Genomic DNA, 20225 nt, shown 5'->3' on the forward strand with positions numbered 1-20225 from the left:
CTCAGGCCTCGTGAATACGCTGCTTGAAGGTCCGGCCAATCGCATGGACACCAGGTTGGTACTGCTCCTCCTCAATGGCGGCCAGGGCCAGGCGCAGGGCAGTCTCGGCGATCAGTTGATGTTGCTGGGCCATGGCGTTGACCGGCAGCGGCAGGAAATCCAGCAGTTGGGTATCGCCGAAGGTGCCCAGGCGCAGCGGTCGCGACCTGAGGGGGAAGTCATGCAGTGCGTCGAACACGCCTTGCAGCAGCACGTAGGAAGTCGTCACCAGCGCGTCCGGCAAATGCCCCAGGCGTTGCAGCAGTTGCTCCATCAACTGTCGGCCGCAATCACGGCTGAAGGCTTCGCCCTGTTCGACGATCACTTCGCCAGTGAAGCCTTGCAACGCTTCACGAAAACCTGCGGCGCGTTCCTGGCTGATGCTCAGCTCGGGGTGTGCGCCGATCAGCGCGATTTGCTTGGGCAGCGGTTGCAGCAGGCTACTGGTGAGTTGCTGGCAGGCCTGGCGGTCATCGCTGACCACCGAGCAGAATTGGCTCGGCTCCATGACCCGGTCGATGGCGATCACCGGCAAGCCCTTGGCTTTTAGCTCGCGATAGCTGTCATCGCTGGCCGGCAGGCAACTGGCGACGAACAGCGCATCACAACGCCGCGCACGGAACAGTTGCAGCAGTTGGCGTTCGCTGTCGGCTTCGTCATCGGAGCTGGCAATCAGCAACTGATAGCCCCGCGCCCGCGCACCTTGCTCCAACAACTTGGCGATGCGTGCGTAACTGGGGTTTTCCAGGTCTGGCAGGATGAAACCCAACGTACGTGTATGCCGGCTGCGCAGCCCGGCGGCTTGGGGGTTGGGAGTAAAACCATGGGCTTGGACCACGGCACGTACACGCTCAACGGTTGCGTTGCTGATGCGTTGCTGTGCGGCCTTGCCATTGATGACGTAGCTGGCGGTGGTTACGGACACACCGGCCAGACGTGCGATATCACTGAGTTTCAAACCGGGATTTCCTTGTTTTTTAGAGCGTGCCCCGACATTTTGTCCAATCGTAACCGATTCCAGCATACGACCAATGTCCCAAGGCAAGCGCCGAGTGGTCCTTCAAGCTTGCGTAATTAACGCGTAATCTGCCATAAATTCTAGATTAAACGTTTCAGCAGGCGTATTTTTACGATGTTCGCCACTGAGTGACTACTGCCAATTGACCACTCAGTTATTTTTGAACGTCTCGCGCTGATTTATTCAAAACAATACCTAGTGCGCACGCCGCACTAACTAGGAGAACGGCATGCTTGAGCTCACTGTAGAGCAGATATCCATGGGCCAGGTGGCTGTGGATAAATCTGCTGCCTTGCACCTGCTCGCTGACAAGTTGGTGGCCGATGGCCTGGTCGCCGAGGGTTATCTCAGTGGCTTGCAAGCCCGTGAAGCCCAAGGCTCGACCTTTCTCGGCCAAGGCATTGCCATTCCCCACGGCACTCCAGAAACCCGCGACCAAGTGTTTTCCACCGGGGTGCGTCTGTTGCAGTTCCCCGAAGGGGTGGACTGGGGCGACGGTCAGGTGGTCTACCTGGCGATTGGCATCGCGGCTAAATCCGATGAACACTTGCGGCTGCTGCAACTGCTGACCCGCGCCCTCGGTGAAACCGACCTGGGCCAGGCACTGCGTCGGGCCGGCAGCGCCGAAGCCTTGTTGAAGCTGTTGCAAGGCGCCCCCCAGGAATTGGCGCTGGATGCGCAGATGATCAGCCTGGGCGTGTCTGCCGATGATTTTGAAGAGTTGGTGTGGCGCGGCGCACGCCTGCTGCGCCAGGCCGACTGCGTGAGTAATGGTTTTGCTGCGGTGCTGCAACAGGTCGACGCGCTGCCCCTGGGCGATGGCCTGTGGTGGTTGCACAGTGAACAGACGGTCAAGCGCCCGGGCCTGGCGTTTGTCACACCGGATAAACCCATGCGTTACCTCGGCCAGCCCTTGCACGGTCTGTTCTGCCTGGCGAGCCTCGGTGAAGCCCACCAGACCCTGCTTGAACGCTTGTGCGCCTTACTGATTGAAGGGCGCGGCCAGGAACTGGGGCGTGCCACCAGCCGCCGTGCAGTGTTGGAAGTGCTGGGCGGCGAATTGCCGCCGGACTGGCCCAGCGCCCGCATCACCCTGGCCAACGCCCACGGCCTGCATGCGCGCCCGGCCAAGATCCTCGCGCAGTTGGCGAAAGGTTTTGACGGCGATATCCGCGTGCGCATCGTCGATGGGCCAGTGGGCGCAGTGTCGGTCAAAAGCCTGAGCAAGTTGCTCAGCCTCGGCGCTCGTCGCGGCCAGGTGCTGGAGTTTGTTGCCGAGCCGACAGTTGCCGGCGATGCATTGCCCGCGCTGCTGGCCGCTGTCGAAGAGGGCCTTGGCGAAGACGTCGAGCCGCTGCCGAGCGTGAGCGCGCAACCCGCCCAGGTCGATATCGAGCCCGTGCTCAGTGCGCCATTGAGTGGCAGCCAGCTCCAGGCTATCGCCGCCGCGCCGGGTATCGCCATTGGGCCTGCACATATCCAGGTTCTACAGCTGTTTGATTACCCGCTGCGCGGTGAGTCCGCCGGGCTTGAGCGCCAGCGCCTGCACACGGCTTTGAGCGATGTGCGCCAAGATATCCAGGGCCTGATCGAGCGCAGCCAGGCCAAGGCCATCCGCGAGATTTTCATCACCCACCAGGAAATGCTCGACGACCCGGAACTCACCGATGAAGTCGACACCCGCCTCAAGCAAGGCGAAAGTGCCGAAGCTGCCTGGATGAGCGTGATCGAAGCTGCCGCCAAGCAGCAGGAAGCGTTGCAGGACGTCTTGCTGGCCGAACGCGCCGCCGACCTGCGCGATATCGGCCGCCGTGTGCTGGCGCAACTGTGCGGCGTTGAAACCGTGCAGGAGCCCAGCGAACCCTACATTTTGGTGATGGATGAAGTCGGCCCTTCGGACGTGGCGCGCCTGGACCCGGCCCGCGTGGCCGGCATCCTCACCGCCAGGGGCGGTGCCACCGCTCACAGCGCCATCGTCGCCCGCGCCCTGGGCATTCCCGCCTTGGTCGGCGCAGGCGCGGCGGTGTTGCTGCTGAACGCCGGCACGCCGCTGTTGCTCGACGGCCAGCGCGGTCGCCTGCATGTCGATCCGGACGCCGCCACGCTGCAACGCGCCACCGTCGAGCGCGACACCCGCGAACAACGCCTGCAAGCCGCGTCGGCCCAGCGCCACGAACCGGCGCTGACCCGTGACGGTCACGCCGTGGAAGTGTTCGCCAATATCGGCGAAAGCGCCGGGGTGGCCAGTGCGGTGGAGCAGGGCGCCGAAGGCATTGGCCTGCTGCGCACCGAACTGATTTTCATGGCGCACCCCCAAGCGCCAGACGAAGCCACCCAGGAAGCCGAATACCGTCGCGTACTTGACGGCCTCAACGGCCGCCCGTTGGTGGTGCGTACCCTCGATGTGGGCGGCGATAAACCCTTGCCCTATTGGCCCATCGCCCAGGAAGAAAACCCCTTCCTCGGCGTGCGCGGCATCCGGCTCACACTGCAACGCCCGCAGATCATGGAAGCGCAACTGCGTGCGCTGCTGCGTTCGGCGGATAACCGGCCGCTGCGCATCATGTTCCCGATGGTCGGCAGCGTGGATGAATGGCGCGCAGCCCGCGACATGACCGAGCGCCTGCGCCTGGAAATCCCGGTCGCCGATTTGCAACTGGGCATCATGATCGAAGTGCCATCGGCCGCTTTGCTGGCGCCGGTACTGGCCAAGGAAGTCGACTTCTTCAGCATCGGCACCAATGACCTGACCCAGTACACCCTGGCGATCGACCGCGGCCATCCGACCTTGTCGGCCCAGGCCGATGGCTTGCACCCGGCGGTCTTGCAACTGATCGACATCACCGTGCGTGCTGCCCATGCCCACGGCAAATGGGTGGGCGTCTGCGGCGAGTTGGCGGCGGACCCACTGGCGGTGCCGGTGCTGGTCGGCCTGGGTGTGGATGAGTTGAGTGTATCGGCCCGCAGCATTCCTGAAGTGAAGGCGCGGGTGCGTGAATTCAGTCTGAGCGAGGCCCAGGGCCTGGCTCAAAAAGCACTGGCGGTGGGTTCTCCCGCGCAAGTGCGTGCCCTTGTGGAGGCCGTGTAGATGGCGAAGATTCTGACCCTGACGCTGAACCCGGCGTTGGACCTCACGGTACGCCTGGCGCGCCTGGAACCGGGTGCCGTCAATCGCAGTGAAACGATGCTCACCCATGCGGCGGGCAAGGGCGTGAATGTGGCGCAAGTGCTGGCGGACCTGGGCCATGACGTCAGCGTTGGCGGCTTTCTCGGTGACGCGAACCCCCAGGCTTTCGATGCACTGATCGCCCACCGTGGGTTTGGCGATGCGTTCGTTCGCGTGCCCGGCGAAACCCGCAGCAATATCAAGATTGCCGAGCAGGATGGGCGTGTCACCGACATCAATGCGCCGGGGCCGCTGGTGAGTGACGAGGCGCAGAAAGCACTGCTCAAGCGAATCGCGATGATCGGCCCGCAATTCGATGCGGTGGTGGTGGCCGGCAGCTTGCCGCGTGGTGTCAGCCCGCAGTGGTTTCAAGGGCTGTTGCAACAGTTGAAAGACCTCGGTTTGAAAGTCGCCCTGGACACCAGCGGTGAAGCGCTGCGTGCCGGTTTGCAGGCGGGCCCCTGGCTGGTCAAACCCAATACCGAAGAGTTGGCCGAAGCCTTGGAGGGTTCCACCGATGCAATCAGCCGACTGCATCAGCACGGCGTTGAACATGTGGTGGTTTCCGACGGTGCCGCAGGCGTGACCTGGTACTGCCCGGGTGCGGCGCTGCACGCCACGCCGCCCAAGGTGGCGGTGGCCAGTACCGTGGGCGCGGGCGATTCGTTGTTGGCCGGCATGCTCCACGGTTTGCTCAGCGACGAAGCACCCGAGCAGACACTGCGCCGCGCCACGGCGATTGCCGCGATGGCGGTGACGCAGATCGGTTTCGGCATCAGCGATGACGCGCAATTGGCGCAGCTCGAAAACGGCGTCGTAGTGCGCGCGTTGACAGAACAATAAGAGGGTTTGTGATGAAGTTAGCCATTGTTACCGCCTGCCCGAATGGCATGGTCACCAGTGTGCTGTGCGCCCGCTTGTTGGACGCCGCCGCCCAGCGCCAGGGGTGGAGCACCAGTGTTGAAGTCGTGGATGTGCAGCGCCCCGAACGCCAATTGTCCCAGGCCACCCTCGACGACGCCGAATGGGTGCTTCTGGTCAGCAGCACACCAGTGGATATGCAGCGTTTTGTCGGCAAGCGCGTGTTCCAGACCACGCCGGCCCAGGCCTTGGCGGATGTCGAGGCGGTATTGCGCCGCGGCGCCGAAGAGGCCCAGGTGTATGTCGCCGCCGACGCCCCGGTGGCGGCGAAAAATGCGCCGCGTATTGTCGCGATTACCGCGTGCCCGACCGGTGTGGCCCACACCTTCATGGCCGCCGAAGCCTTGCAGCAGACCGCCAAACGCCTGGGCTACGACTTGCAGGTCGAGACCCAAGGCTCGGTGGGTGCCCGCACACCTTTGAGCCCCGAGGCCATCGCCCAGGCCGACGTGGTGTTGCTGGCGGCCGATATCGAAGTCGCCACCGAGCGTTTTGCCGGCAAGAAGATCTACCGCTGTGGCACCGGCATTGCCCTCAAGCAATCCGAAGCCATCCTCAACAAGGCCCTGGCCGAAGGCGCGGTGGAAAGCGCAGCCAATGGCGCGCCGGCCAAATCGGAGAAGACCGGCGTCTATAAACACCTGCTCACTGGCGTGTCGTACATGTTGCCGATGGTGGTGGCGGGGGGCTTGTTGATCGCCTTGTCATTCGTGTTCGGCATTCATGCCTTTGAAGAACCAGGCACCTTGGCGGCGGCCTTGAAAACCGTCGGTGACCAGGCATTCATGCTGATGGTGCCGCTGCTCGCGGGCTATATCGCGTATTCGATTGCCGACCGTCCTGGCCTGGCGCCGGGCATGATCGGCGGGTTGCTGGCGGGTACGCTGGGGGCCGGATTTATCGGCGGTATCCTCGCCGGCTTTGTCGCGGGGTACTGCGTCAAGTTGATCAGCCGTGCGGTGCAATTGCCCCAGAGCCTGGAAGCACTCAAGCCGATCCTGATCATCCCGTTGCTGGCGAGCCTGTTCACCGGCCTGGTGATGATCTACCTGGTCGGCCCGCCTGTGGCGCGGCTGCTCAGCGGCCTGACGGAGTTTCTCAGCACCATGGGCACCACCAACGCGGTGCTGCTGGGCATTTTGCTTGGCGGCATGATGTGCGTGGACTTGGGCGGGCCGATCAACAAGGCGGCGTATGCGTTTTCGGTCGGCCTGCTGGCCGCCTCAAGCGGTGCACCGATGGCCGCGACCATGGCCGCCGGCATGGTGCCGCCGATTGGCATGGGTATCGCCACCTTGCTGGCCCGGCGCAAGTTCGCCCAGACCGAGCGCGAAGCCGGCAAGGCCGCAATGGTGCTGGGCCTGTGCTTTATCTCTGAAGGCGCGATCCCGTTCGCGGCCAAAGACCCGTTGCGGGTGATCCCGGCCAGCATTGCCGGTGGTGCCCTGACCGGTGCGCTGTCGATGTACTTCGGCTGCAAACTCGCCGCGCCCCATGGCGGCTTGTTTGTGCTGGTGATTCCGAATGCCATGAACCATGCGTTGTTGTATTTGCTGGCGATTGTGGCGGGCAGTGTCTTGACCGGGTTGGTGTATGCGTTGATCAAGCGGCCGGAAGCTGTCGAGCTGGCTGTCGCACCGGTGTCATAACTGCATGCTTAAGTGGCCCTTTTGATACTCAAGAGGGCACCTGCATGAGCCACTTCGATCTCGGCCGCCGCCGCGTGATGCAAGCCGTGGGCGCCGGCCTGTTGTTACCGGGCCTGGCGCCGGCGGTGATCGCTTCAGTCAAGGACCGGCCGCAACTCACTGACGGTTTGCAGTCCGGCGACCTTCTGGGCGACCGCGCGATGATCTGGAGCCGTAGCGATCGCCCCGCCAAAATGGTGGTGGAGTGGGACACGCGCAGTGTGTTCAGCAACCCGCGTAAATTCATCTCGCCGTTGGCCGACATCCGCACCGACTTTACCGCCCGTGTCGAACTCACCGGGCTGCCGGTGGATCAGGCAATTTTCTACCGCGTGCACTTCGAGGACGCCCAGACCGGCGTCGCCAGCGAACCCTGGTTCGGCCACTTGCGCAGCGTGCCACAGGCACGTCGCGACATTCGCTTTGTGTGGAGCGGCGACACCGTCGGCCAAGGCTTCGGCATCAACCCGGATATCGGCGGCATGCGCATCTACGAAGCCATGCGACAGCGCCTGCCGGACTTTTTTATCCACAGTGGCGACACCATCTACGCTGATGGCCCGGTGCCGGCGCAGCTGACCGTCGAAGGCGGGCGAATCTGGCGCAATATCACCACCGAAGCCAAGAGCAAAGTGGCTGAAACCCTCGATGAGTATCGCGGCAATTACCGCTATAACCTGCTGGATGAAAACGTGCGCCGCTTCAACGCCGAGGTGCCGCAGATCTGGCAGTGGGATGACCACGAAGTGGTGAACAACTGGTCGCCCAGCAAGCAATTGGATGAGCGCTACCAGACCAGGGATATCAACACGCTGGTTGGCCGAGCACGCCAAGCCTGGCTGGAATATTCACCTATGCGCCGGCAAAGCGCCGATGGCGGCGGGCGCATTTATCGCAAGCTCAGTTATGGGCCGCTGCTGGACGTGTTTGTGCTGGATATGCGCAGCTATCGCGGGCCGAATGACGACAACCTGGGCGGCGAGAAACCCTTCCTCGGCCGCGAACAATTGGACTGGCTCAAGCGCGAACTCAAGGCGTCCAAGGCGCAGTGGAAGGTGATCGCCGCCGACATGCCCATCGGCCTGGGTGTGCCCGATGGTGAGGTGAGCCCTGGTGTGCCGCGTTGGGAAGCCATCGCCAACGGCGACCCCGGCCCGGCGCAAGGACGTGAGCTGGAAATCGCCGAGCTGCTGGGCTTTTTAAGAGCGCAACAGGTACGCAACCATGTGTGGCTGACGGCCGATGTGCACTATTGCGCGGCGCATCACTATCATCCGGATCGGGCGGCGTTCCAGGATTTCGAGCCGTTCTGGGAGTTTGTCGCCGGGCCGTTGAATGCCGGGAGCTTCGGGCCTAATCCGCTGGATAAAACCTTTGGCCCGCAGGTGGTGTTCGAGAAAGCACCGCCCGCGCAAAACACCTCGCCGCTTGCTGGCTTCCAGTTTTTTGGTGAGGTGCAGATTGATGGGCAGACGGCGGAGTTGACCGTGATTTTGCGAGACCTGGATGGGGTCTCGGTGTTCGAACAAAAACTGCAACCGGCTTGACTTGGAATGCGATCAAAACTGTGGGAGGGGGCTTGCTCCCGATAGCGGTGTGACAGTCACTTCATCAGTTGGCTGATCTACCGCTATCGGGAGCAAGCCCCCTCCCACAGTTTGATGTGTGTTCCTTCAGGTCTTCAGTAGACATCCCGGCGATAGCGGCCTTGTTCAATCAAGCGCTCCACTGCCTCATTGCCCAGGATATCCACCAACGCCTGATCCACCCCCGTCGCCATTCCCTGCAAACTGCCGCACACATAAATCGCGGCACCGTCCGCCAGCCATTTACGCAACACATCCGCCGATTCGCGCAGGCGGTCCTGTACGTAGACCTTCTCTTGCTGATCGCGGGAAAACGCCAGGTCGAGCAGGGCCAGGTCACCACTGGCGAGCCAGCCTTGCAGTTCGTCCTGGCACAAGTAGTCATGGGCGATATTGCGTTCGCCAAACAGCAGCCAGTTACGCTGTTGGCCCTCGGCAATGCGCGCCTTGAGCAAGCTGCGCAGGCCTGCAAGGCCGGTGCCGTTGCCCAGCAGGATCAGCGGCACTGGCGCATCCGGCAGGTGGAAGCCGCTGTTGCGGCGCAGGCGCAGGCTGATGCCCGACCCGATGGCCGCGTGTTCCGTGAGCCAGCCGGAGCCAAGCCCCAGGCTGCCGTCGGGGTGGCGTTCCTGGCGCACTATCAGCTCCAGCACGCCGTCGCTGGCAATCGAGGCGATGGAGTATTCGCGCATGCCCAGGGGCACCAGTGCGTTCACCAGGGCTTGGGCATGCAGGCCGACCAGGTGCGTGCGGTTGTCCGGCAATTGCCGCGTGGCCAGGGCTTGATCGAGGGTGTGTGCCAGGCCGTCGATCAGCACGCCATCGCTGCCGGCCAGGCCCAGGCCATTGAGGAAATGCTCAATGGCCCACGGGCAATTGCGCGGCAGGATTTCCACCAGGTCGCCGGCCAGCCAGCTGTGCGGCGAGGGCGGTGTGAGGCCGAGCAGGTAGACATCTTCACCCACGCTGCCGGGGTTGAGCAGGGTGCGCTGGCGTAGGGTCCAGGTTTCATACTGGGCTGGCTGCCAAGCTGCCGCTGGCGCGTGACCGGTGAGTTGGCCCAATTGTTGTTGCCAGGTCAGCAAGGCCTCGGTGTCGCCACTGTCGACTTCCACTGGAGCGAACAATGGGTTGCCGCCCTGGTTGGTCAGCCAGAAATGCAGGCGTCTTGCAAAGCCGCAGAAGTGTTCGTATTGGCGATCACCCAGGGCCAGTACCGAGTAGTTCAAGCCATTGAGGGGCACATCCTGGCCGAGCACGCTGCGCTCAAACCCGCGGGCGTTGTCGGGGGCTTCGCCGTCGCCGAAGGTGCTGACCACAAACAGCGCATGTTGCGCCTGGCTCAGGTCGTCCTGGCTGACGCTGCCCAGGGGCTGCACCTTCACCGGCAAGCCTGCCGCCTGCAATTGCCCAGCCGTTTGCCATGCAAGCTGTTCGGCAAAGCCGCTCTGGCTGGCAAAGCCGATCAGCCAGGCCGACGCATCGCTGTGATTGGCCGTCAGGCCCTTGCGGGCATCCCGCACCTGGCGCTTTTTGCGGCGTCGGTCGAGGTACAGCAGCCAGCCGGTGATAAAGAACAACGGCATGAGCAGCGAGCTGACGGTGAGCACGATGCGCCCGATCAGGCCGAAATAACTGCCGGTGTGCAGCGCATAGACGCTGGTCAGCAGTTGAGCCTTGAGGCTCTTGCTGGCGTAGCGATCATGGGTTTTAACCTCGCCGGTGGCCGGGTCGAGGTTGATCTGGTTGAGCGCCCGGTCATGGGGCGAATCTTTCAGCAGGTAATACACGGTGGCCGGTTGCCCGGCGACGGCCGGCATACGGATGTTGTAGGCGCTCAAGTCGGGGCCGGCGTTGCTGTAGATGCTGCTCCAGATCGCCTCGTAGTTGGCCACCGGCGCAGGGCCTGCGGGCGGTGGGCCGCGCTTGCGCATGCGCTCGTTTTGCGGCGCGTCGGACAGCAGCTTGGTCACGCCCTGGTTGTACCAGTCGTAGGACCAATACAGCCCGGTCAGCGCCGCCAGCAGATAAAACAGCAGGCACCAGGTGCCGAATACCGAGTGCAGATCCCAGTTGAAGCTGCGGCCTTTTTTGCGCCAGTCCAACGTCAGCCAGGCGCGCCAGCTCGCTACCTGGCGCGGCCAGCGCAGGTACAGGCCGGAGAGGCAGAAAAACAGAAGGATCAGGGTGCAGGCGCCGGTAATGTTGCGCCCGGTGTCGCCCATGGCCAGGAAGCGGTGCAGTTGCAGGATAAAGCCGAATACATCCTGGCCAACGGCGTCGCCCATGTAGTCGCCGGTGTAGGGATCGAAGTAACGCATCTGCCCGCGGCGTTCGCCCGCTGGCGGAGTGAAGAACACGCGGGCGGCGTTGCCGCTTTCGCTTTCCACCCACAGCATGGAGACGGTCTTGCCTTCGGTGGCCTCCAGCTTGCGCACCAACTCGGCAGGCGGCAGCACACCGGCTTCGCGTTTCTGCACGCTCAAGACCGAGGGGTTGAGCGCCCGCAGGATTTCATCCTGGAACGAGTACGCAGCCCCGGTGATCCCCATCAAGGCCAGTACCAGGCCGGCAGTGATGCCGAAAAACCAGTGCAACTGGAACAGGGTTTTCTTCAACACGTCGGACCGCCTCGCTCAGCTGGATATCTATGTCACGGCGCGCATTATGCCGTGGGTTATCGAGAAAAATTCTGTTTTACACACAAAAGCCCCACGCATCCCATGCGTGGGGCCTTGGGTCGGGCATTGACCGCTTTTAGAAGTGGAAGCTGGTGGTCAACAGTGCGGTACGACCGGCCGCCTGGTTGGCGAAGTGCGCCGAGTAGGCCTTGTCGTAGTAGGTCTTGTCGGTGAGGTTCTGCACGTTCAATTGCAGGTCGACGTTCTTGGTCAGTTTGTAGCTGGCCATGGCGTCGTAGCGGGTGTAGGACGGCACGTATACGGTGTTGCCGGCGTCGCCGTAAACCTCGTCGACGTAGAAGGCGCCGCCGCCGACGGTCAGCTTCGGTGTGATGTCGTAGGTGGTCCACAGGCTGAAGGAATTCTTCGGCGTGTTGGGCATCTGGTTGCCTTTGTTGGAGCCGGCACTCACCACACCGTTACGCCCGTTGAGGCCGGATTTGACCAGCTCGCTGTCCAGGTAGGTGTAGCCGGCGAACACTTGCCATTGATCGGTGAGCTTGCCGCTGGCGGACAGTTCCACGCCATCGACCTGGGATTCACCGCCATTCTGGTAAGTGAGGGCATCCACCAGGATGCGGGTGTTTTTCTTCTCGGTGCGGAACACGGCGGCGGTCAGCGACAGGCGGTCGTGGAACAGGTCCCACTTGGTGCCCAGTTCATAGTTGACGGTTTCTTCTGGCTGCAAGTCGCTGGTGGCGGCACCGGCAGACAGCGGGTTGCCGTCGGCGCCTTCACCCACCAGGCCACCGGCTGGCGAGGCCGAGGTCGCGTAGGAGGCATAGATGCTGCCGTTCTCCAGCGGTTTCCAGACCAGGCCGGCCTGCCAGTTGAAGAACTGGCTGTCGTCCTTGATCTTGGTGCGCCCGGCGACGGCGTTGGTGTTGGCTTCGGTGTCGAAGGTGTCATAGCGCAGGCCGACGTTCAGCAGCCATTTCGGATCGAGTTCAATGGTATCGAACACGTAGGCGGCGCGGCTGGTGGCCTTGGTATTGGTGCCGTTGTAATTGCGCGCGACGCTGCCGGCCCAGGCATCGTCCGGGTTCGGGTTGCTCAGCGAGGTGCACTGGCCGCCCAGGCTGCCCTTGGCCGTGGTGCAGACCGGGTTGGCATTCGGGCTCACGGTGTAGCCGCTGGCGCGGGTTTCTTCACCGGTGAATTCCAGGCCAGTGGAGTACGAGTGCTTCATGCCCGCCAACTGGAAATTACCAAACAGGTCAGTCTGGTTGGTGGTGGTCGTGGTGGTAGTCACGCGGGTGTTGGCGCGACGCCATACGGTGCCGAACTGGTTGACGTTGTGCTGGCTGTCGTCAGGCTGGGTCAACACGTAGTCCTGGCCGGTGCTGCCATGGCGCAGGGTGTTTTTCAGCGTCATGTTGTCGTTCAGGTCGTGCTCGATGGAGAAGGTGCTGATATCGGCGCGGGTCTCGCGGAAATCGCGGTGCTTCAAACCGTAGAAGTTGTTGCTGTCGCCGCCGTCGGTAGGCTTGTCATGCACGTGGGCGGCTTTGGCGCCGCTGTTGCCGTAGCTGTAGGGAATTCCCGAGTCCGGCAGGTCGTTGCTTTCCATGTGGTAGTAGCTGAGGTTGACGCGGGTCGGCGTGCCCAGGCCAAAGGTCAGCGACGGTGCCACGCCCCAACGGTCGTAATTCACTGCATCGCGGCCGGCGACGTTTTGCTCGTGGCTCATCAGGTTCAAGCGGAAGGCGGCGTTGTCGAGGAACTGGCGGTTCACGTCGAGCACATAGCGGCGGGTCTGGTCCGAACCGTAGGTGAAGCCGCCGTTGGTGAAGTCCCGCGCTTGTGGGGTCTTGCTCACCAGGTTGAGGCTGCCACCGGCCGAGCCACGGCCGCCGAACGAGGAGTTCGGGCCTTTGCTGACCTCGATGGACTCGATGTCGAAGATCTCACGGCTCTGGCCGCCGGTGTCGCGCACGCCATCCAGGTACGTGTCGCCCTGGGCGTCAAAACCACGGATGAACGGACGGTCCCCCTGGGGGTTGCCGCCTTCACCGGCACCAAAGGTAATGCCCGGTACGGTGCGCAAGGCATCCTGCAACGAGGTGGCAGCGGTGTCCTTGAGCACTTGTTGCGGCACCACGGTGACCGAGCGCGGCGTATCCACCAGCGGCGCGGTGTATTTCTGCGAAGAGGCTTTTTCCACCTGGTAGGAGGTGTTGTCTTGCTCCTGGCCGGTGATGTTGGTGGCGCCGAGGGAGATAGGGTTGCGCTCGCCTTTTTGCTCGGTGTTTTCCGCCGCCTGCGCCAGGTGGGCGGCGGAGCTGGCGCTGAGAGCAACGCCAATGGCCGAGGCCAGCATGCGTGGTGAACTGGCCGGTGTTTTTATAAGAATGCGCGACATGACGTGTCCCTTCCCCAAGGATGTGAGGCCGCGGAATATAGGCCCAACAAGACTTGGTATCAATTGCGAGATATTGCTATTCGCACTGAATTTACAATCTTTACACTTTTTGTTTACGGTTTTTGCCAGCTCGTTCGTCCCCTGGGTTTTACAGGGTGGATAAGAATCAATACCATTGGTGCCTCTCCGATTTCAGGTATCGCCCCATGTTGCTGCACATTCCCGGCCTGTTCTCTCGCGAGGAGGTGCTGCGCATTCGCCAGGCCCTGGAAAATACCGAGTGGGCCGACGGCAAAATCACCGCCGGGCATCAGTCCGCCAAAGCCAAGCACAACCTGCAATTGCCCGAAGGCCACCCCTTGGCCAAGGAAATCGGCGCGGCGATGCTGGAACGCTTGTGGCAGAACCCGCTGTTCATGTCGGCGGCGCTGCCGCACAAAGTCTTCCCGCCGTTGCTCAACTGCTACACCGCTGGCGGCAGTTTCGACTTTCATATCGACAACGCCGTGCGCCAACCCAAAGGCAGCCATGAACGTGTGCGGACCGATCTGTCGTCCACGCTGTTCTTCAGTGACCCGGAGGATTACGACGGCGGCGAACTGGAAATCCAGGACACCTTCGGCCTGCAACAGGTCAAGCTGCCCGCCGGCGACATGGTGCTGTACCCCGGTTCCAGCCTGCACAAGGTCAACGCCGTGACCCGTGGCACGCGCTATGCCTCGTTCTTCTGGACCCAAAGCCTGGTGCGCGAAGACAGCCAACGCACCTTATTGTTCGAGATGGACGGCGCCATCCAGCAACTGACCCGCGATGTCCCTGACCACCCGGCACTGATCCAGCTCACTGGCACCTATCACAACTTGCTGCGCCGCTGGGTCGAGGTCTGAGATGGGCTTTTTATTGCGCCGTGAAGAAGTGCTCAACGTTGAACAATTGCAGTCCATGCTCGACGACTCCCCAGTGCGCGCCGCTCAGGCGATCCTGATCGCGGCCAAGGAAGGCGTGCTCGATGCCCAGGCCTTGCTTGGGCAAATCCTGTTGGAAGGGCGTGGCATTGCGCGGGACGAAGCACTGGCGCTGCGTTGGTTCCGCATCGCGGCGCAAGGTGGGCATTCGATGGCGCGCAATATGGCCGGGCGTTGCCTGGAGCATGGTTGGGGCTGTGCCGTGGATGAAGCGGCGGCTGCGCGGGAATATCGGCTCGCAGCAGAGGCCGGGTTGGATTGGGGGCAGTACAACTACGCCAACCTGTTGGCGACCGGACGCGGTGTTGTGCATGACCAGGCCCAAGCGCTGGCGCTTTATCGCCAGGCCGCCGAGCAGGGCCACGCCAAGTCGATGAACCTGGTGGGGCGTTATCTGGAAGACGGCCAGCATTGTCCGAGGGATCTGGAAGCGGCCATTGAGTGGTACCGACGCTCCGCCGAAGCCGGGGATTTTCGTGGACAGTTCAGCTATGCGGCGGTGTTGGCTGACGGCGGCCAGATCGAGGCTGCTTTGGAGTGGCTGCGCATGGCGCTGGCCGGTGGGAATCTCAAGTTCCTGCGAACCGCACACAAGGCGCTGGCGTCAGCCAATGACCCACACGTTCGTGCGATGGCTGGGGTTTACCAAGAACATGCAGATCAATTGGAAAAAACGCTGTAGGCGCTCGCTCCTATACATTCACGTGTTGCGGTTAGTCGATGAACGGCCAAGACTTGAGGTTGAAGCCCAGGCGTAAATCACTATGATTAAGCTTGAATCACATTCAATCACGCGCGTGTCAGATATCCGCGAAGAGAGTTTCCATGGGTGCCGAAACCAAAGTAATGACAGCTCATATTCCCACCGCCCTCGCTCAGAAAGTCGACCAAATGGCTGCGCGAATGGATCGCTCACGCGGATGGGTGGTGAAACAAGCCCTCGCCGATTGGGTCGACCAAGAAGAAGAGCGCAGCCGTTTGACGCTTGAAGCTATGGCAGATGTAGATGCGGGGCGCGTGATCGATCACCAGGCAGTGAAAGCCTGGGCAGATAGCCTGAGCACGGATTCGCCGCTACCGGTACCGCGCTGATGGAGCTGAGGTGGACAAGTAAAGCCTTATCCGACTTAGCTCGATTGTATGACTTCCTCTCTGTTGTAAACCGCCAAGCTGCCGCCCGTACCGTGCAGTCACTATCCCAGGCGCCTGATACGTTGCTCAGCAATCCGCGCATCGGTGAGAGAATTGAGGAGTTTTCGCCGCGTGACGTAAGAAGACTTTTGGTCGGCCATTACGAAATGCGCTATGAAATTCAACAGTCGACACTCTATATTTTACGGTTATGGCACGTTCGCGAAGATCGCTGAAACTCCGTAAAACAGGCAGAAAAAAGCCCATGAAACGTCATGGGCTTTTTAGTTATAGCCGTCTCACACGTAGAACGACTTCAACGGCGGAAACCCATTGAACTCAACCGCGCTGTAGCTGGTGGTGTACGCACCGGTCGACAACCAGTACAAACGATCACCAATCGCCAGGTTCAGCGGCAGGCCGTACTTGTAGTTTTCGTACATGATATCGGCGCTGTCGCAGGTAGGGCCGGCGATGACCACTTCTTCCATCTCGCCTTTCTTTTCAGTCCAGATCGGGAACTTGATGGCTTCGTCCATGGTTTCGATCAGGCCGGAGAACTTGCCCACATCGGTGTACACCCAACGCTCGACGGCGGTGCGTGATTTACGTGCAACCAGTACGACTTCGCTGACCAGGATACCGGCGTTGGCGATCAACGAACGGCCTGGCTCCAGGATGATTTCCGGCAGGTCGTCGCCGAAATCTTCCTTGAGGAAGCGGATGATTTCTTCGGCGTAGGTTTCCAGGCTGTTGGTGCGGGTGATGTAGTTGGCCGGGAAGCCGCCGCCCATGTTGATCAGCTTCAGATGAATGCCGTCTTCTTCCTTCAGGCGTTCGAAGATCACCTTGACCTTGGCGATGGCCGCGTCCCACACGCTGATATCACGCTGCTGCGAGCCAACGTGGAACGAGATGCCGTACGGCACCAGGCCCAGGTCACGGGCGAGGATCAGCAGGTCCATGGCCATGTCGGTCTGGCAGCCGAACTTGCGCGACAGGGGCCAGTCCGCCGTGGTCGAGCCTTCGGTGAGGATACGCACATACACTTTCGAACCCGGCGCGGCCTTGGCGATGTTGCGCAAGTCGGCTTCGGAGTCGGTGGAGAACAGGCGCACACCCTTCTCATAGAAGTAGCGAATGTCCTTGGATTTCTTGATGGTGTTGCCGTAGCTGATACGGTCGGCGCTGACGCCGCGGTCCATGACCTTGTCCAGCTCGTAGATCGAGGCGATATCGAAGCTCGAACCCTTGTCTTTCAACAGGTCGATGATCTCGACGGCCGGGTTGGCCTTGACCGCGTAATACACCTTGGCGAATTCGAAACCGGCGCGCAGGTCATCGTAGGCCTGGCTGATCATCGCGGTGTCGATCACCACGAACGGGGTTTCTTGCTTGTCGGCGAACGCCTTCATTTTGTCAAAGGTGGCGCGCGCGAAATAATCTTCGACGTTGATCGACATGCTGGGGACTCCTAGGGGCAAACTGTATTAATCAATGGGTGCAAATGAACGTCCTCCGTATCCCCACTTTGGTTCGCCTACTTCCCAAGGCATGTCGCCGAAAGCAAAAAGGCCATGGGAATAACCGCTTCCCTTGGCCTTGCTGTCTCGTCGTCAGTACTTGAGCCGGATGGATCGTTTCCAGCATGGACGTTCGGCGCGAACTTTAGGGCTTGACGGGCGTGGGATCAACTAAAAATGTCGCGTTTTTGCACGCGTTCGTCGCGCGGCCGCGTGCAGCTACTTATGTAACCGACCGGTGTGACGGAATGATGTTCCCCGGAGGGGGCAATTTGAGGTGTTTCAGGCACTGTGAAGATCCAATGTGGGAGCGGGCTTGCTCGCGAAGGCGGTGTATCAGCCAATGCATCGGTTGACTGACACTCCGCATTCGCGAGCAAGCCCGCCCCACATGTTGAACGGGGCGCGTCAGGTCATGCGAGCGCCGTCTCGGCAGGGGAGACGATGCTGGTCTTGCCCCCACGCGACTTACCAGAGCTCAAGTACTCGGCAATCGACTCCTGGGTTACTTCCCCGAGGAACACCCGCTCCGCATCCATCACCGGCAGCCACGAGCGGTTGAACTCGTACATGCGCGACAGCAGGATGCGCAAATGCTCGTCATAGGCTGCGGTGGCGTTGAACTCACGCAGGTACTGGCTGCAAGTACCGGTCTGACGGTGCAAGTCGCGACGGCGTACATAACCCAGCGCCTTGTTCTCGGCGCAGGTGACCACCACGTAGCGGCGGTCATGTTCGTCCATCAGCTCCAGGGCATCGGCCACCGGGGTTTCCGGGCTGACCGACGGCGCATTGTCCGCCGCGTCTTCGGCCTTCACCAACAGCAGGCGCTTGAGGGTGCTGTCCTGGCCCACGAAGTTGCTGACGAATTCGTCGGCCGGATGCGCCAGCAGCGTATCGGGGTGGTCAATCTGCAGCAGCTTGCCGGCGCGGAAGATGGCGATCTTGTCACCCAGCTTGATGGCTTCGTCGATGTCGTGGCTGACCATGATCACGGTCTTGTTCAGCGCGCGTTGCATCTCGAAGAACTCGTTCTGGATCATCTCGCGGTTGATCGGGTCGACCGCGCCGAACGGCTCATCCATCAGCAGCAGCGGTGCATCGGCCGCCAGGGCACGGATCACACCGATGCGCTGCTGTTGGCCGCCAGACAGCTCACGCGGGTAGCGATGCAAGTATTGCTTGGGTTCCAGCTTGATCATGCTCATCAACTCGCGGGCGCGGTCGTGGCATTTCTGCTTGTCCCAGCCGAGCAGCTTGGGCACCACCACGATGTTCTCTTCGATGGTCATGTTCGGGAACAGGCCGATCTGCTGGATCACATAGCCAATGTTGCGGCGCAGGGTCACTTCGTCCAGGTCGGTGGTGTCTTCGCCGTTGATCAGGATCTTGCCCGAAGTTGGCTTGATCAGGCGGTTGATCATTTTCAGCGTGGTGCTCTTGCCGCAGCCCGATGGGCCGAGGAATACGCAAATCTCGCCTTCGTTGACGGTCAGGCTTACATCGTTGACGGCAGTAATGGTCTTGCCGTTGCTTTGAAAAGTCTTGGACAGGTTTTGAAGTTCGATCATTTGAGCAATCCTTTTGGAGTCAGCGAGCGTTGCAGCCATTGCAGGAGCAGGTCGGCGAAGATGGCCAGGAGACTGACCAGCACGGCGCCGACGATCAGCATCGACATATCGCTGCGGCTGATGGAAGCCAGAATAAGTACACCCAGGCCACCGGCGCCGATGGTGGCGGCGATGGTCATCACGCCGATGTTCATCACCACGGCGGTGCGCACGCCGGCGAGGATCACCGGTACGGCGATGGGCAGCTCGACCATGCGCAGGCGCTGGCCGAAGGTCATGCCGATGCCGCGCGCGGCTTCGCGAATGCCTGGCTCGACGCCGGTCAGCGCGAGGTAGGTGTTACGCATGATCGGCAGCAGAGAGTAGAGAAACACCGCAGTAATTGCCGGCATAGGCCCCAGGCCCTGGCCGAACTTGGAGTAGAACGGCAGCAGCAGGCCGAACAGGGCGATGGACGGCACCGTCAGCAGCACCGTGGCGCTGGCCTGCAATGGGCCGGCGAGGGTCGGGAAGCGTGTCATCAGCACGCCCAGGGGCACGCCGACGACAATCGCCAGGATCACCGCGATGCCGACCAGGGTGATGTGCTGCCAGGTCAGGTGCAGCACTTGGGCCCAATCAAGATGGGAAAAGGCGTTCAGGAATTCCATGTCTTCTCCTTCTTAGTTGATCGGATGTTGGCGCAGGAAGTCTGCGGCAACAGCGGAGGGGCTCTCATGGTCGACATCAACCCGCGCATTCAGCTGGCGCATGGTTTCATCATCGAACAGTGCGGCCAGTGGCTTGAGGTCGGCTGCCAGTCCAGGGTGCGCGTCGAGATACACTTGGCGCACCACGGGCGCGGCGGTGTAGTCCGGGAAGTAGTGCTTGTCGTCGGCCAGCAGCTTCAATTTGAACGCGTTCAGGCGACCGTCGGTGGTGTAGACCAAACCGGCAAACACCTGACCATTACGCAGGGCGGTGTAGACCAGGCCTGCGTCCATCTGCCGGGTGTTTTTGCGCGTCAGGTTCATGTCATACAGCTTGACCATGCCGCCCATACCGTCGGAACGGTTGGCAAACTCGGTGTCCAGGGCCACCAGGCGGTTTTCCTTGGTGTGCTCGGCCAGGGCCTGGGTCAGGTCGCTGATGCTGTTGATCTGCGGGAACTCCTTGGCCACGTTTTCCGGCAGTGCCAGCGCGTAGGTGTTGCTGAATTTCGACGGGGAGAGCCAGACCAAACCCTTTTTCGCGTCGAGTTCTTTCACTCGGGCGTAGGACTGTTCGCTGTCGAGTTTCTCGTCCACGTGGTTGTAGGCCACCAGGGATACGCCGGTGTATTCCCAGATCAGGTCCAGTTGCCCGCTTTCCTGGGCACTGCGCGCCAGGTTGCTGCCCAGGCCACCGGTCACGCGGGTGTCGTAGCCCTTGGTGCGCAGGTATTGGGAGGTGATTTCGGCGAGCAGGGTCTGCTCGGTGAAGACCCGGGCGCCAATGCGGATCACCGGTTTTTCAGCGGCTTGCGCGATGCCTGCAAACAGCAGGACGCAGCTCAATATCAACGTCAGTTTTTTCATGTGATTTCCTTTGCCAAG

General features: G+C 61.6%; 15 protein-coding genes. 8 read left to right on the forward strand and 7 right to left on the reverse strand.

The features are described 5' to 3' along the window. Nucleotide 1 precedes the first annotated feature (1 nt). Nucleotides 2-997 (reverse strand): catabolite repressor/activator, encoded by a 996-nt coding sequence (gene cra / locus FRT59_RS00695; RefSeq protein ID WP_153870159.1) that lies wholly within the window; start codon nt 995-997, stop codon nt 2-4. Between the two features lie 289 nt (nt 998-1286). Between cra and ptsP the strand changes: the two genes are divergently transcribed. From ptsP to FRT59_RS00715, 4 genes are read left to right on the forward strand one after another with little or no spacing between them, the layout of a single operon-like run. Continuing rightward, a complete protein-coding gene (gene ptsP / locus FRT59_RS00700) occupies nt 1287-4145 on the forward strand; it encodes a phosphoenolpyruvate--protein phosphotransferase (protein ID WP_153870160.1) in 2859 nt (952 codons plus the stop codon). Further along, the gene (pfkB, locus tag FRT59_RS00705) at nt 4146-5066 is read left to right on the forward strand and encodes a 1-phosphofructokinase (RefSeq protein WP_153870161.1); all 921 of its coding nucleotides are present in this window, start codon (nt 4146-4148) and stop codon (nt 5064-5066) included. It abuts the gene before it with no gap. Nucleotides 5067-5077: 11 nt separating this feature from the next. Next, nucleotides 5078-6793, forward strand: a complete 1716-nt coding sequence (locus tag FRT59_RS00710) for a PTS fructose-like transporter subunit IIB (RefSeq protein WP_153838917.1) — start codon at nt 5078-5080, stop codon at nt 6791-6793. Between the two features lie 44 nt (nt 6794-6837). Further along, entirely contained in the window at nt 6838-8379 is a 1542-nt protein-coding gene (locus tag FRT59_RS00715) for an alkaline phosphatase D family protein (RefSeq protein WP_153870162.1), read from the forward strand. A 134-nt stretch (nt 8380-8513) separates the two neighbouring features. Here FRT59_RS00715 and FRT59_RS00720 read toward each other — a convergent pair whose 3' ends face one another. After that, on the reverse strand, nt 8514-11039 hold the full coding sequence (locus FRT59_RS00720; protein WP_198809555.1) for a PepSY domain-containing protein: 2526 nt from the start codon (nt 11037-11039) through the stop codon (nt 8514-8516). A gap of 136 nt (nt 11040-11175) precedes the next feature. Further along, nucleotides 11176-13461: a TonB-dependent receptor gene (locus FRT59_RS00725; protein WP_153870163.1), complete on the reverse strand. Its 2286-nt coding sequence runs from the start codon at nt 13459-13461 to the stop codon at nt 11176-11178. A gap of 206 nt (nt 13462-13667) precedes the next feature. Here FRT59_RS00725 and FRT59_RS00730 point away from each other — a divergent pair, with 206 nt between their 5' ends. From FRT59_RS00730 to FRT59_RS00745, 4 genes are all read left to right on the forward strand, one after another. Next, nucleotides 13668-14348 (forward strand): Fe2+-dependent dioxygenase, encoded by a 681-nt coding sequence (locus FRT59_RS00730; RefSeq protein WP_034118066.1) that lies wholly within the window; start codon nt 13668-13670, stop codon nt 14346-14348. A gap of 1 nt (nt 14349) precedes the next feature. Continuing rightward, complete coding sequence (locus FRT59_RS00735; protein WP_153870164.1) at nt 14350-15108, forward strand: tetratricopeptide repeat protein; 759 nt, start codon at nt 14350-14352, stop codon at nt 15106-15108. A gap of 143 nt (nt 15109-15251) precedes the next feature. Beyond that, nucleotides 15252-15518, forward strand: coding sequence for a CopG family ribbon-helix-helix protein (locus FRT59_RS00740; protein ID WP_153870165.1), 267 nt, complete (start codon nt 15252-15254; stop codon nt 15516-15518). Next, nucleotides 15518-15793 (forward strand): type II toxin-antitoxin system RelE/ParE family toxin, encoded by a 276-nt coding sequence (locus tag FRT59_RS00745; protein WP_167524242.1) that lies wholly within the window; start codon nt 15518-15520, stop codon nt 15791-15793. Before FRT59_RS00740 ends, FRT59_RS00745 begins: the two co-directional genes overlap by 1 nt. A 63-nt stretch (nt 15794-15856) precedes the next feature. On the opposite strand, the gene FRT59_RS00750 is transcribed toward FRT59_RS00745, so the two are convergent. The 4 genes from FRT59_RS00750 to FRT59_RS00765 all read right to left on the reverse strand — a co-directional run bounded on the left by FRT59_RS00750 (nt 15857) and on the right by FRT59_RS00765 (nt 20207). Further along, nucleotides 15857-17020 carry a type III PLP-dependent enzyme gene (locus FRT59_RS00750; protein ID WP_014716890.1) on the reverse strand — a complete coding sequence of 388 codons (1164 nt, stop codon included), beginning with the start codon at nt 17018-17020 and terminating at the stop codon, nt 15857-15859. Nucleotides 17021-17493: 473 nt separating this feature from the next. Continuing rightward, nucleotides 17494-18651 carry an osmoprotectant ABC transporter ATP-binding protein OsmV gene (locus FRT59_RS00755; protein ID WP_034118068.1) on the reverse strand — a complete coding sequence of 386 codons (1158 nt, stop codon included), beginning with the start codon at nt 18649-18651 and terminating at the stop codon, nt 17494-17496. Then, entirely contained in the window at nt 18648-19301 is a 654-nt protein-coding gene (locus tag FRT59_RS00760; protein WP_034118069.1) for an ABC transporter permease, read from the reverse strand. The genes FRT59_RS00755 and FRT59_RS00760 overlap by 4 nt, the downstream gene beginning before the upstream one ends. Nucleotides 19302-19313: 12 nt before the next feature. Then, nucleotides 19314-20207 carry a glycine betaine ABC transporter substrate-binding protein gene (locus FRT59_RS00765; protein WP_034118070.1) on the reverse strand — a complete coding sequence of 298 codons (894 nt, stop codon included), beginning with the start codon at nt 20205-20207 and terminating at the stop codon, nt 19314-19316. Between the last annotated feature and the right edge of the window lie 18 nt (nt 20208-20225).

The organism is Pseudomonas haemolytica (assembly GCF_009659625.1).
In the GTDB taxonomy this organism is placed as follows: Bacteria; Pseudomonadota; Gammaproteobacteria; order Pseudomonadales; family Pseudomonadaceae; genus Aquipseudomonas; species Aquipseudomonas haemolytica.

Bases quoted from the DNA above. Each gene is read 5' to 3' on its own strand.
- FRT59_RS00760 (WP_034118069.1), bottom strand. From the start codon at position 19,301: ATGGAATTCCTGAACGCCTTTTCCCATCTTGATTGGGCCCAAGTGCTG.
- pfkB (WP_153870161.1), top strand. From the start codon at position 4,146: ATGGCGAAGATTCTGACCCTGACGCTGAACCCGGCGTTGGACCTCACG.
- FRT59_RS00765 (WP_034118070.1), bottom strand. From the start codon at position 20,207: ATGAAAAAACTGACGTTGATATTGAGCTGCGTCCTGCTGTTTGCAGGC.
- FRT59_RS00735 (WP_153870164.1), top strand. From the start codon at position 14,350: ATGGGCTTTTTATTGCGCCGTGAAGAAGTGCTCAACGTTGAACAATTG.
- FRT59_RS00745 (WP_167524242.1), top strand. From the start codon at position 15,518: ATGGAGCTGAGGTGGACAAGTAAAGCCTTATCCGACTTAGCTCGATTG.
- FRT59_RS00710 (WP_153838917.1), top strand. From the start codon at position 5,078: ATGAAGTTAGCCATTGTTACCGCCTGCCCGAATGGCATGGTCACCAGT.
- FRT59_RS00740 (WP_153870165.1), top strand. From the start codon at position 15,252: ATGGGTGCCGAAACCAAAGTAATGACAGCTCATATTCCCACCGCCCTC.
- FRT59_RS00755 (WP_034118068.1), bottom strand. From the start codon at position 18,651: ATGATCGAACTTCAAAACCTGTCCAAGACTTTTCAAAGCAACGGCAAG.
- FRT59_RS00750 (WP_014716890.1), bottom strand. From the start codon at position 17,020: ATGTCGATCAACGTCGAAGATTATTTCGCGCGCGCCACCTTTGACAAA.
- FRT59_RS00715 (WP_153870162.1), top strand. From the start codon at position 6,838: ATGAGCCACTTCGATCTCGGCCGCCGCCGCGTGATGCAAGCCGTGGGC.
- FRT59_RS00730 (WP_034118066.1), top strand. From the start codon at position 13,668: ATGTTGCTGCACATTCCCGGCCTGTTCTCTCGCGAGGAGGTGCTGCGC.
- ptsP (WP_153870160.1), top strand. From the start codon at position 1,287: ATGCTTGAGCTCACTGTAGAGCAGATATCCATGGGCCAGGTGGCTGTG.
- FRT59_RS00725 (WP_153870163.1), bottom strand. From the start codon at position 13,461: ATGTCGCGCATTCTTATAAAAACACCGGCCAGTTCACCACGCATGCTG.